The sequence below is a fragment of the Streptomyces sp. NPDC046931 genome (genome assembly GCF_040644655.1).
Taxonomy (GTDB): domain Bacteria; phylum Actinomycetota; class Actinomycetes; order Streptomycetales; family Streptomycetaceae; genus Streptomyces.
Map to the genome: position 1 here is coordinate 125044 of NZ_JBEYWX010000018.1, position 12764 is coordinate 137807.

At 69.6% G+C, this 12764-nt stretch carries 9 protein-coding genes; 1 reads left to right on the top strand and 8 read right to left on the bottom strand.

The features are described 5' to 3' along the window. The 8 genes from ABZ876_RS27485 to ABZ876_RS27520 form a co-directional block, all read right to left on the bottom strand. The gene (locus ABZ876_RS27485) at positions 1 to 1233 is read right to left on the bottom strand and encodes a sarcosine oxidase subunit beta family protein (RefSeq protein WP_361786629.1); all 1233 of its coding nucleotides are present in this window, start codon (positions 1231 to 1233) and stop codon (positions 1 to 3) included. Beyond that, positions 1230 to 2513, bottom strand: a complete 1284-nt coding sequence (gene glyA, locus ABZ876_RS27490) for a serine hydroxymethyltransferase (RefSeq protein ID WP_361786632.1) — start codon at positions 2511 to 2513, stop codon at positions 1230 to 1232. The genes ABZ876_RS27485 and glyA overlap by 4 nt, the downstream gene beginning before the upstream one ends. After that, positions 2510 to 3370, bottom strand: a complete 861-nt coding sequence (locus ABZ876_RS27495) for a bifunctional methylenetetrahydrofolate dehydrogenase/methenyltetrahydrofolate cyclohydrolase (RefSeq protein ID WP_361786635.1) — start codon at positions 3368 to 3370, stop codon at positions 2510 to 2512. Before ABZ876_RS27495 ends, glyA begins: the two co-directional genes overlap by 4 nt. Positions 3371 to 3392: 22 nt before the next feature. Continuing rightward, positions 3393 to 5831, bottom strand: a complete 2439-nt coding sequence (locus ABZ876_RS27500) for an FAD-dependent oxidoreductase (protein WP_361786638.1) — start codon at positions 5829 to 5831, stop codon at positions 3393 to 3395. A gap of 261 nt (positions 5832 to 6092) precedes the next feature. Further along, positions 6093 to 7058 carry an ABC transporter substrate-binding protein gene (locus ABZ876_RS27505; protein WP_361786641.1) on the bottom strand — a complete coding sequence of 322 codons (966 nt, stop codon included), beginning with the start codon at positions 7056 to 7058 and terminating at the stop codon, positions 6093 to 6095. A 13-nt stretch (positions 7059 to 7071) separates the two neighbouring features. Further along, positions 7072 to 9075: an ABC transporter permease subunit gene (locus tag ABZ876_RS27510; protein ID WP_361786644.1), complete on the bottom strand. Its 2004-nt coding sequence runs from the start codon at positions 9073 to 9075 to the stop codon at positions 7072 to 7074. Then, positions 9075 to 10166 (bottom strand): glycine betaine/L-proline ABC transporter ATP-binding protein, encoded by a 1092-nt coding sequence (locus tag ABZ876_RS27515; protein ID WP_361786647.1) that lies wholly within the window; start codon positions 10164 to 10166, stop codon positions 9075 to 9077. Before ABZ876_RS27515 ends, ABZ876_RS27510 begins: the two co-directional genes overlap by 1 nt. Positions 10167 to 10186: 20 nt before the next feature. Next, complete coding sequence (locus ABZ876_RS27520; protein ID WP_361786650.1) at positions 10187 to 11656, bottom strand: aldehyde dehydrogenase family protein; 1470 nt, start codon at positions 11654 to 11656, stop codon at positions 10187 to 10189. 220 nt (positions 11657 to 11876) lie between these two features. Here ABZ876_RS27520 and purU point away from each other — a divergent pair, with 220 nt between their 5' ends. Next, the gene (purU, locus tag ABZ876_RS27525; RefSeq protein ID WP_361786653.1) at positions 11877 to 12749 is read left to right on the top strand and encodes a formyltetrahydrofolate deformylase; all 873 of its coding nucleotides are present in this window, start codon (positions 11877 to 11879) and stop codon (positions 12747 to 12749) included. Positions 12750 to 12764 lie beyond the last annotated feature (15 nt).

Below are 12764 nucleotides of genomic sequence, written 5' to 3' on the forward strand. Positions count from 1 at the left end.
CTAGTGGGCCACCGCGGCCGCGCCGTGCTCGTCGACGAGCGCGCCGGTGGTGAAACGGTCGAGCGAGAAGGGGGCGTTGAGGGCGTGGGGGGTGTCATGGGCGATGGTGTGGGCGTAGACCCAGCCGACGCCCGGGGTGGCCTTGAAGCCGCCTGTTCCCCAGCCGCAGTTGAGGTAGAGGTTGCCGACGGGGGTGAGGCCGACGATCGGTGAGGCGTCGGGGCTGACGTCGACGATGCCGCCCCAGGTACGCAGCACATGGGCGCGGGCGAAGACCGGAAAGAGCTCCAGGGCCGCGGACATCTGTTCCTCGATGATGTGGAACGCACCGCGCTGCGTGTAGGAGTTGTACGCGTCGATGCCCGCGCCCATCACCAGCTCGCCCTTGTGCGCCTGGCTGACGTACACGTGGACGGCGTTGGACATGACGACCGTCGGGTGGACGGGCTCCAGGAGCTCGGAGACCAGTGCCTGCAACGGGTGGCTCTGCAGCGGCAGTTCGATGCCCGCCATCGCCGCCAGCACCGAGGTGTGGCCGGCCGAGCAGAGGGCCACCTTGCCGGCGCCGATCGGGCCCAGGGTGGTCCGGACGCCGACCACGCGGCCGCCGACCACGTCGAGACCCGTGACCTCGCAGTTCTGGATGATGTCGATCCCTGCCGCATCCGCCGAGCGGGCGAAGCCCCAGGCCACGTAGTCGTGTTTGGCGATGCCGGCGCGCGGCTGGTAGGTGCCGCCGAGGACCGGGTAGCGCACGTCGGGTGAGGTGTTGACGATCGGGCAGACCTCTTTGACCTGCTCGGCGTCGAGCCATTCGGCGTCGACGCCGTTCAGTCGGTTCGCCTCGACGCGGCGCACGCTGTCGCGGACGTCCTGGAGGCTGTGGGCGAGGTTCAGCACGCCGCGCTGGGAGAAGAGGATCGGGTAGTCCAGCTCCTCCTCCAGCCCTTCCCACAGCTTGAGAGCGTGTTCGTAGATGCCCGCGCTCTCGTCCCACAGGTAGTTGGAGCGGATGATCGTGGTGTTGCGGGCCATGTTGCCGCCCGCGAGCCAGCCCTTCTCCAGCACGGCGACCTTGGTGATGCCGTGGTTCTTCGCCAGGTAGTGGGCGGTGGCGAGGCCGTGTCCGCCGCCACCGACGATCACCACGTCGTACGACCTCTTCGGCTCGGGCGTGCGCCAGAGCCAGTCGGGGTGGTCGGGGAGGTCGGCGCCTGGGGTGCTGGGAGTCATCGGGCGTCTCCGGCTTCCGAAAGGTGCGGGTAGAGCGGGTGCCTGGCGGCCAGGGCCGCGGTGCGGGCGCGCAGCGCGGGAACGTCGGGCTCGGGCTGGAGGGCCAGGGCGATCACGTCGGCGACCTCGGCGAAGTCCTCCTCGGCGAAGCCGCGGGTGGCCAGGGCGGGGGTGCCGATGCGCAGGCCGGAGGTCACCATGGGCGGGCGTGGGTCGAAGGGGACGGCGTTGCGGTTGACGGTGATGCCGATCTCGTGGAGCAGGTCCTCCGCCTGCCGGCCGTCCAGGGAGGAGTCCCGGAGGTCGACCAGGACCAGGTGGACGTCCGTGCCGTCGGTGAGCACCTTGACGCCCGCCGCTGCGGCATCCGGCCGGGTCAGGCGCTCGGCCAGGATGCGGGCGCCGGCCAGTGTGCGGGCCTGGCGTTCGGCGAACTCGGGCGACGCCGCCACTTTGAAGGAGACCGCCTTCGCCGCGATGACGTGCTCCAGTGGGCCGCCCTGCATTCCGGGGAACACCGCCGAGTTGATCTTCTTGGCCAGGCCGGCTTCGTTGGTGAGGATGACGCCGCCGCGAGGGCCGCCGAGTGTCTTGTGCGTCGTGGTGGTGACCACGTGCGCGTGCGGGACGGGGCTGGGGTGGAGTCCTGCGGCGACCAGGCCCGCGAAGTGCGCCATGTCGACCATGAGGAGGGCGCCGACCTCGTCGGCGATGCGGCGGAAGGCCGCGAAGTCCAGCTGTCTCGGGTACGCCGACCAGCCCGCGATGATCATCTTGGGGCGGTGCTCCTTGGCGAGCCGCTCCACCTCGTCCATGTCCACGAGGTTGTCCGTCTCGGCGACGTGGTAGGGCACGACGTCGAGCATCTTGCCGCTGTAGTTGATGCGCATGCCGTGGGTGAGGTGTCCACCGTGCGCGAGGTCCAGGCCGAGGATGGTGTCGCCGGGCTGGAGGAGGGCGAAGAAGACGGCGGTGTTCGCCTGGGCGCCCGAGTGCGGCTGGACGTTGGCGTAGCCGGCGCCGAACAGGGACTTGACGCGTTCGATGGCCAGGCGCTCGGTGACGTCGACATGTTCGCAGCCGCCGTAGTAGCGACGGCCGGGGTAGCCCTCGGCGTACTTGTTGGTCGCGACCGACCCCTGGGCCTCCATCACGGCGGACGGCGCGAAGTTCTCGGAGGCGATCATCTCCAGGGTGGACTGCTGGCGGTGCAGCTCTGCGCGGAGGGCGGCGTGGACCTCGGGGTCCAGCTCCGCCAGGGGGGTGTTCAGCGCGTTCATTCGGTGTTCGCGTTCCTCTCGGCGGCCTCGACGACGTTGGCGAGCAGCATCGCCCGGGTCATGGGGCCCACGCCCCCGGGCATCGGCGCGAGCCATCCGGCGACCATGGCGGCCTCCGGGTGCACATCGCCGGCCGGCCCGTGGTCGGTGCGGGTGATGCCGACGTCCAGGACCGCCGCGCCGGGGCGCAGCATGTCCTTGGTGATCAGTCCGGGCGAGCCGGCCGCCGCGACGACGATGTCCGCCTCGCGTGTGTGCCGGGCCAGGCCCTTGGTTCCGGTGTGGCACAGGGTGACGGTGGCGTTTTCGGAGCGGCGGGTCAGCAGGAGTCCGAGCGGACGTCCGACCGTGATGCCCCGGCCGATCACGCACACGCGCGCTCCGGCGAGCGGCACCTCGTACCGGCGGAGCAGTTCGACGATGCCGCGCGGGGTGCACGGCAGGGGTGCCTCGACGCCGAGGACGAACCGGCCGAGGTTGACGGGGTGCAGTCCGTCGGCGTCCTTGGCGGGGTCCATGCGCTCGAGTACGGCGCCCGCGTCCAGGTGGCGCGGGAGCGGGAGTTGCACGATGTAGCCGGTGCAGGCCGGGTCGGCGTTGAGTTCGTCGATGATGTCCTCGACCTGCTGCTGCGTCGCGTCGCCGGGCAGCTGGCGGCGGAGGGAGGCGACGCCGATCTGCGCGCAGTCCCGGTGCTTTCCGGCGACGTAGGCGTGGCTGCCCGGGTCGTCGCCCACCAGGACGGTGCCGAGGCCCGGCTGCCGTCCGGTGGTGGAGGTCAACTTGGTGACGCGGTCGGCGAGTTCGCGGCGGATGGCGGCTGCGGTCGCCTTGCCGTCCAGCAGTTGTGCGGTCACCGGCGGTGCTCCTTCCCCAGGGCTAACCACGGAGACGGGACATGGTCGGGTCGAACAGGGGCTCCTCGGCGACGACCGCCTCGACGCGCTGGTCGAAGTAACCGATGTGCACGGTGGTCCCGGGGGTGCCGAGCTCCGCCGGGAGCCAGGCGTAGGCGATGCCCTTGCCGATCGTGTAGCCGTAGGCGGCGCTGGTGACATAGCCGACCGCGCGGTCGCCCTCGTACACCGGCTCCTTGCCCATGACGACGGAGCGGGGATCGTCGATGGTGAGGCAGGTCAGCCTGCGGCGGACGTCGGCCTTGCGGCGTAGGAGTGCTGCCTTGCCGATGAAGTCGTCCTTGTCGAGCTTGACGGCGAAGGCGACGCCGGCCTCGTAGGGGTCGTGCTCGTAGGTCATGTCGGTGCCGAAGGACCGGTAGCCCTTCTCCAGGCGGAGGCTGTTGAAGGCGCCACGGCCCGCGATGATGCCGCCGAGCGGCCGGGCCGCGGCCCAGAGGGTGTCCCAGAGCTTCCGGCCGAGGTCGGCGGTGGTGTACAGCTCCCAGCCGAGTTCACCGACGTACGACAGGCGCATCGCGGTGACGGGGACGCTGCCGATGTGGGCGCGCTTGGCGCGGAAGTACTTGAGGCCGTCGTTCGAGAAGTCCTCGTCGGTGAGAGGCCCCAGCACCTTGCGGGCGAGCGGGCCCCACAGGCCGATGCAGCAGGTCCCGGGGGTGATGTCGCGGACCTGGACCGTGCCGCCGGCGGGGAGGTGGCGGGTGAACCAGTCGAGGTCCAGGTTGCCGTTGGCCCCGACCTGGAAGAGGTCGCGGGCCAGTCGGGCGACGGTGACGTCGCTGCGGATGCCGCCGTCGTGGTCGAGGAGGAGGGTGTAGGTCACCGAGCCGACCGACTTGGCGACCTTGCCGGTGCACAGGCCCTCCAGGAAGTCCGCGGCACCCGGGCCGCTCACCTCCAGACGCTTGAGGGCCGTCATGTCGTACATCGCGACCGTCTCGCGGGTGACCTGGGCCTCCGCGCCGACGATGGGCGACCAGTAGCGGGCGGCCCAGTCGTTGGGCGTCGGGATGGTGCGGCCCTCGGTCAGCGGGGCGTTGGCCTCGTACCACTGCGGGCGCTCCCAGCCGCCCGCCTCCAGGAAGAAGGCGCCGTGTTCCTGCTGGCGGGTATGGAAGGGGCTGGTGCGGATGGGGCGCGGCTTCCCGGAGGGCTGGAGCGGGTGGAGGATGTCGTAGACCTCGATGAAGTTCTGGCAGTCGCGGGCCAGGACGTACTCCGGGGAGAGCTGGTGCGGCTCGAAGCGGTTGACGTCGCATTCGTGCAGGTCGAAGGAGGAGCAGTGGCCGTCGACCAGCCATTCGGCGACGGCCCGGCCGACGCCCGCGGAGTGGGTGACCCACACGGCCTCCGCGACCCAGAAGCCCTTGACGTCCGGTGACTCGCCGAGCAGCGGGTAGCCGTCGGTGGTGAAGGAGAACAGGCCGTTGATGCCCTCCTCGACCTTGGCCTCCTTCGTCGCGGGGAGCAGTGACCGCGTCTCGGTCCAGGCGTCCTCGAAGTCCTCCTCGGTGAACTCGAGGACGGACGGCATCTCCTCGGCCTCGTCGACGGAGAGGATGTCGTCGGCGGAGACGGGCATCGGGCGGTGGCCGTAGTAGCCGATGCCGATGCCGTCGAAGCGGTCGCGGTAGTAGAGGTCGGCGTCCTGGTGGCGCAGGATGGGGCGAACCGCCTCTTCCGTCTGGCCCGCGAGGGCCGGTACCGGCCCGGTCCAGGCGAGCTGGTGGGCGAGCGGGGTGAGCGGGAGGTTCATACCGACCATGCGGGCGATCTTCGGGCCCCAGATGCCGGCGCAGCACACGACGATGTCGGCGGGGATCTCGCCCTGGCCGGTCAGGACGCCGGTGACACGGCCCCCGTTCTGCCGTACGTCGAGCACTTCGTGGCGGGCCAGGAAGCGCACGCCGCGTTCGGTGGCCCGGCGGATCTGCGCCTCGACGGCGAGGACGGCCTTGGCGAGGCCGTCGGTGGGGACCAGGAGGCCGCCGAGGACCTTCTCGCGGTCGACCAGCGGATGCCGCTCGACGCACTCGTCGGGGGTCAGCAGGCGCGACTCGATGCCCCAGGCGGTGATCCAGCCGTGGCGGCGGTGGAGCTCGGCGAGGCGCTCGGGGGTGGTCGCCACTTCGAGGCCGCCGACCTGGAGGAAGCAGGGCTTGCCGTCGACGTCGAGAGAGCAGAACTTCTCGACGGTGTAGCGGGCCAGTTCGGTCATGGTCTTGGAGGGATTCGTCTGGAAGACCAGGCCCGGGGCGTGCGAGGAGGATCCCCCCGTGGCCGGGAGGGGGCCCTGGTCGACCACGGTCACTTCGGTCCAGCCGCGTGCGGAGATCTCGTCCGCGAGGGCCGCTCCCACGACGCCCGCTCCGATGATGACCACTCGGGGTCCCGCCATCGCCCAACCTCCGAACTCGAAACCGGTCCAGTTGCTGTGTGCGCAACATGATTCAGGTTGCGCAACTCAATGTGCCTGCCCCCGAGGAGGGGTGTCAAGGGGGCGCATGGCGTCGGTGAACAGCGCGAAAGACCAACGGGCCCGGCCGGCTGCGCTGGCAGCCTGCCGGGCCCGTTCAGGGGATTTCGGGGTCGCCGACGCGTCACCGCTCCACGGCCGGAGACGGTGACGGCGGCAGCGACCGGGACGTGTCGCCGCCCGCTACTGCAGCCAGGCGTCGACCTTGTCGCGGTTCGCCTCGACCCACTTCTTGGCGGCCGCTTCGTCGGACATCTTGTCCACCGCGATGTACTTGGCCACGGTGTTCTGGTCGTCGTTGGTCCAGTTGAACTTCTTCACCAGGTCGTACGCCCGGCTGCCGGACTTGGCGAACTTCGCGCTGACGATCTTGTCCAGGTCGTAGACGGGATAGTCGCAGGCGACCCTCGCGGCGTCGGCGTCGCAGCCCGTCGTGTACTTGGGAAGGTTGACCTTCACCAGCGGCACCTCGGACAGGAACCACTGCGGCTCGTAGAAGTAGCCGATCACCCACTGCTTGTTCTTCTCGGCCGTCCGGAAGGCCTGGATGAGCGCGGTCTCGCTGCCCGCGTACACCACCTTGTAGTCCAGCTTCAGGTTCTTCACCAGCGCCGCGTCGTTGGTGACGTACGACGGGTCGCCGTCGAGCAGCTGGCCCTTGCCGCCCGACTCGGAAGTCTTGAACTCGGACGCATACTTGTCGAGGTTCTTCCAGTCGGTGATGTCCGGGTGGGCCTTGGCCAGCCACGGCGGCACGTACCAGCCGATGATGCCCTTGTTGCCGGTCTGCCCCGCCGCGACAGCGGTCTTCTGCCCGGTGATGTACTTCTTCTTCAGATCGTCGTGGCCCCAGTTCTCCAGGACGGCGTCGACCTCGCCGGTCCCGAAGCCCTGCCAGGCGATCTCCTCCTTGAGGTCCTTCTTCTTCACCGTGCAGCCGAGGTCGTGCTGCGCGACGTACGCGACGACCGCCGCGTCCGCCTCGTAGCCCACCCACGGGTTGACGGCGAGGTTGAACGTGCCGCACTTGCCGCCCGAGCCCTTCGAGCCCGCGGAGGAGGTGTCACCGACCTTCGCCCCTCCGCATGCCGTGAGGGTGAGGCCGAGGACGGCCAGGCCGGCCGCGCCGGCTCGCCAGTGTCTTGCCATGGTGTCCTGCTCCTTAAGCCCTGGTGCGTCGCGCCGCAGCCTGAGTGATCCGGTCGAACATGACTCCGAGCAGTACGATGGCGAGTCCCGCCGCCAGCCCCTTTCCGTACAGCTCTCCCTGCGAGAATCCGGCCACGACGTCGTAGCCGAGGGCGCCGGCCCCTACCAGGCCGCCCACCACAACCATCGACAGCACGTAGATCAGCCCCTGGTTCGTCGCGAGAGTCAGGGCGCCGCGTGCCATCGGCAGTTGGACCTTGGTGATGATCTGCCAGGTGTTGCACCCGGCCGAGGTGGCCGCCTCCACGGTGGCCTCGGGAACATTCCGCACACCGTCCGCGATGATCTTGATGGCGACGGGCGCCGCGTAGACGACGGCCGCGACGATCGCGGTGAACCGGGTGGCGCCGAAGAGGGCCAGGAACGGCACGAGATAGACGAACGGCGGCATGACCTGCGCGGCGTCCAGGGTGGGCCGCACCAGCCGGTCCACGAACAGGCTGCGTCCCATCCACACGCCGAAGACGGCGCCGAGCAGCATCACCAGCACCGTGGCCACGGCGGTCGAGGCGAGTGTCGTCATGCTGTCCGACCACAGGCCCGTGCCGACGAGCAGCCCGACGCACACCGCGGCGGTCACGCCGGCGCGCCATCCGCCGAGCACCACGCCGAGCGCGACCAGAACGGCGCCGACGAGCCACCACGGGGAGTCGGTGAGCAGCGTCTGGAACGGGTTGAGCAGGCCGTTGGTGATGGCGTCCCGAAGGGCGTTGGTCAGGCCCGAGAGATGGTCCTGCAGCCAGGTGGTCGTGGTGTCGGCCGCGCTCGCGATGTGACTGCCGGTGGTGCCGTTGCCGGGGAACTCGGCCGCCCAGACGAAGGTGTGGGACAGGTAGACCAGAACGGCCGCCGCGACCCCGCCCGCCACCAGCAGCGGCCTGCGCCACTTGAGGAGGTGGCCGCCCCTGCGGCGGGCCGCCTCGGCGCGTCCGGCCGCCGCCGTGGTGACCCGGTCGAGCACGATGGCCATGACGACGATGGCGAGGCCGGCGTTGAAGGCGGTGCCGACGTCGAGTGACTGCAGGGCCTGCACGACGGTCTTGCCGAGGCCCGGCGCGTCGATCAGGGCGGCGATGGTCACCATGGCCAGGGCGGCCATGATGGTCTGGTTGACGCCCATGACCACCGTGCGCTTGGACATCGGCAGCAGCACTTTCAGCAGTTGCTGCGACCTGGTCGTGCCGAGCGAGTCCGCCGCCTCGACGGTGGTCTCCGGTACGGAGCGGATGGCGTGCGCGGTGATGCGGATGGCGGGCGGCGCCGCGTAGATCACCGTGGTGATCACGGCGGAGGCCCCGCCGATGAGGAAGACCAGCGTCAGCGGAGCGAGGTAGACGAAGGCCGGCATCGTCTGCATGAAGTCCAGGAAGGGCGTCATGATCCGGTTGACCCTGTCGGAGAGCCCCGCCCACACACCGAGCGGAATGCCGATGAGCAACGCCACGAAGACCGCCGACAGGGTCAGCGCCAGCGTGTCCATGCTCTCCTGCCACAGACCCTGCAACCCGAAGAAGGTGAAGCCCGCCACCGCCAGGAGGGCGACCCGCCAGTTGCCCACGGCCCAGGAGACGTAGCCGGTGAGTCCGACGACGCCGAGCCAGCCGATCTGCGGGACCGGGCGGCTGCCGCTGGGCTGCGAGATCAGGGACTGGACGAACGTCACCAGGTTGTCGATGGCCAGGCGGATCTCGTTGAAGAAGTAGAGGAAGAGCGGGTTGGAGTTGCGGTTGGCTCCGATGGTGTCGTTGACGTCGTTCAACCAGCGGTGCAGACCGGTGAGGTCGGCGGCGGCGAGGGTCAGCGTCTGCCGTCCGCGCAGCACGGCGAAGAGCACCAGCCAGGCGACCAGGATCGCCGCCGGCGCCATGCGGCGGCTGATGACCTTGCGGGCAGCCGGCGCGGCCGCCGCCGGTCGAACCTTGTCGGTCTTCTCGGGCTTCTCCACGGCTATGGCCATCAGACGCCGCCTTCTTGCCCGGCCACCACCGCGAGAATCTCCTCATCGCCCACGATGCCGAGCAGCTTCCCGTTCTCGACGACCTTGACCGGCTTCTCGGCGGCGAGCACCGCACGGGTGGCCTCGCGCACCACGACGTCCGGGCCGAGCTCGGGGCCGTCGAGGGCATCGTCCGGCTGCGCGGGGCGCATGATCCAACGCAGGGTCAGTACGTCGCCGCGCGGCACGTCCTTGACGAAGTCACGTACGTAGTCGTCGGCGGGGGCGCCCACGAGTTCGTCGCCGGTGCCGCACTGGACCATCTTGCCGTCGCGCATGATCAGGATGCGGTCGCCCAGCTTCAGGGCCTCGGAGAGGTCGTGGGTGATGAAGACCATGGTCTTGCCCACCTCGTGGTGCAGGCGGATGACCTCGCTCTGCATGTCGCGGCGGATCAGCGGGTCGAGCGCGGAGAACGGCTCGTCGAAGAAGAGGACGTCGGGGTCGCCGGCGAGGGCGCGGGCGAGACCGACGCGCTGCTGCATGCCGCCGGAGAGCTGGTCCGGGTAGGAGTTCTCGTATCCGGCGAGACCCACCAGTTCGACGACCTCCAGGGCCTTCCTGGTGCGCTCGGTCCTGCCCATGCCACGGATCTCCAGGCCGAACGCCACGTTGTCGACGACCCTGCGGTGCGGCAGCAGCCCGAAGTGCTGGAAGACCATGGAGAACTTGCTGCGCCGCAGTTCGCGCAGCCGCTTGGGGTCGGCGTCCCGGATGTCCTCGCCCTCGAAGACGACCTCGCCCGCGGTGGGTTCGATCAGCCGGGTCAGACATCGCACCAGGGTGGACTTGCCGGAGCCGGACAGACCCATGACGACGAAGACCTCACCGGGTGACACCTCGAAGTTCACATCGCGCACGGCGGCGGTGCACCCGGTGCGGTCCATGAGCTCCCGGCGGGTGAGTCCGCACAGTTCCGCGGAGTCCGGCACCTGGTCGGCCTTCGGCCCGAACACCTTCCACAGCCGGCGCACGGAGATGACCGGGGTGCGGTCCTGGGGGTCCTGGGACGTGTCGCGCCGCTGCGACACCTCGGTCTGTGCTGGGGTCACGATCGACCTCTTTTCGGCGTTCAGCCGCGGAACCAGTGCTGCGGCCGGGGTTGGATGTTCTGCCAGACGTGCTTTGGCTCTCGGTATTCGTCGAGTCCGGTCGGTCCCAGTTCCCGGCCCACGCCCGAGTGCCCGAAGCCACCCCATTCCGCTTGCGGCACATAGGGGTGGTAGTCGTTGATCCACACCGTGCCGTGACGCAGCCGCCGGGCGACCCGTTGGGCCTTGCCCGCGTCCTGCGTCCAGACGGCTCCGGCGAGTCCGTACTCCGTGTCGTTGGCGATGCGGACGGCGTCGTCCTCGTCGTTGAAGCGCTCGACGGTGAGCACGGGGCCGAAGGACTCCTCGTGCACCACGCGCATGTCCTGCCGGCACTCGTCGAGGACGGTGGGCGGATAGTAGAAGCCGTTCGCCAGCGCGGGGTCGTCGGGGCGCTCGCCGCCGCAGCGCAGTACGGCGCCCTCGGCGAGGCCGGCGGCGACGTACGCCTCGACCTTCTCCCGGTGCTGCGCGGAGATCAGCGCCCCGGTCTCCGCCTCGGGGTCGAAGGGGCCGCCGAGTCGGATCAGTCGGGCGCGGCGTACGACCTCGTCGACGAAGGCGTCGTGGAGGGAGTCCTCGACGATCAGCCGGGCGCCGGCCGAGCAGACCTGCCCGGAGTGCAGGAAGACGGCGGTGAGCGCGAAGTCCACGGCGGTCTCGAAGTCCGCGTCCGCGAAGACCACGTTCGGGTTCTTGCCGCCGAGTTCCAGCGCGACCTTCTTCACCGTGGCGGCGGCGGTGGCCATGATGTGCCGCCCGGTCGCCAGGCCGCCGGTGAAGGACACCATGTCGACGGCCGGGTCCTCGGCGAGCGGGGCGCCCGCTTCGGGGCCGCTGCCCAGGACGAGATTGGCGGCGCCTGCCGGGAGCCCGGCCTCGTCCAGGGCCCGCATCAGCAGGATCGAGGTGGAGGGCGTCAGCTCGCTGGGCTTGAGGACAACGGTGTTGCCCGCCAGGAGGGCGGGCGCGACCTTCCAAGAGGCCTGGAGCAGGGGGTAGTTCCAGGGGGTGATCAGTCCGCAGACGCCGACGGGCTCGTAGGTGACCCGGCTGAGGGCGTCGTCGCGGCCGGTGTCCACCACCCGGCCGGCGCTGGTGCCGGCGATGCCGCCGTAGTAGCGGAAGCAGGAGACGACGTCGGCGATGTCGTACTCGCTCTCAACCAGGCGCTTGCCGGTGTCGAGCGACTCGGCGCGGGCGAACTCCTTGGCGTCGCGCTCGATGACGTCGGCGGTGCGCAGCAGGAGCGCGCCGCGCTCACGTTCGGGAGTGTGCGGCCAAGGGCCGGTGTCGAAGGCCCGCCGAGCCGCGGCGATCGCGGCCTCGGTGTCGGCCCGGGTACCCTCGGGCACCCTCGCGACGAGCGTGCCGTCCGCCGGACAGCGGATCTCCCGGTGGCCGCCGGCCACCGCAGCGCGCCATTCTCCGTCCACATACAGATCTGCCACGCGCCGAGCCCTTCGAATGGAATTCGTTGCGCATTGTGCATTGAATTGCTTGTGGTGGAACACCCTGGCCGAATGAGCTGACATACGTCAAGGGGTTGGCGGATCCCGATTCGGCCATCACGGCAGATGCCCCTGCACTCTTGACCGCGGGCGGCATGCACTCCAATCTTGTTGCGCATCGCTCACCATGTTGTGCCATACGCACCAAGGGAGGCTCTATATGTCCCCTCGACCGCATCCCGGCCGTGAGTACGTCCTCACACTCTCGTGTCCGGACACGGCCGGACTGGTCCACGCAGTGAGCGGCTTTCTCGTCAGGAACTCCGGCAACATCCTGCAGAGCCAGCAGTTCGATGATCGACTCCAGGACCGTTTCTTCATGAGAGTCCACTTCGACGTTTCCGATCCGAACGTCGATCTGGAAATGCTGCGTTACCGATTCGGCCCGGTCGCCGAGGCCCACGGGATCACCTGGGCCCTCCGGGACGCCGCGACCCCGACCCGGACGCTGATCATGGTGTCCAGGTTCGGCCACTGCCTCAACGACCTGCTCTTCCGCTGCCGCAGCGGCGCCCTCAACATCGAGATCCCGGCCATCGTCTCCAACCACCGCGACTTCGAGGGGCTGGCGGAGACCTACGGCATCCCCTTCCACCACATCCCGGTGACCAGGGACACCAAGCCCGAGGCGGAGGCGCGCCTGCTGGAGCTGGTACGTGAGCTGAACGTCGACCTGGTGGTCCTGGCCCGCTACATGCAGGTCCTCTCCGACGACCTGTGCAAGGAGCTGGAGGGGCGCGCGATCAACATCCACCACTCGTTCCTGCCGAGCTTCAAGGGCGCGAAGCCCTACCAGCAGGCCTACGAGCGCGGGGTGAAGCTGGTCGGCGCGACGGCGCACTATGTGACGCCCGACCTGGACGAGGGCCAGATCATCGAGCAGGACGTGATCCGGGTGGACCACTCCCTGGACCCCGACGATCTGGTCACGGTGGGCCGCGACGTGGAGGCACAGGTACTGGCCCACGCGGTGCAGTGGCACACCGAGAGCCGCGTCATGGTGGAGGGGAACCGCACGGTGGTCTTCCGCTGAACGACGCATCGACGG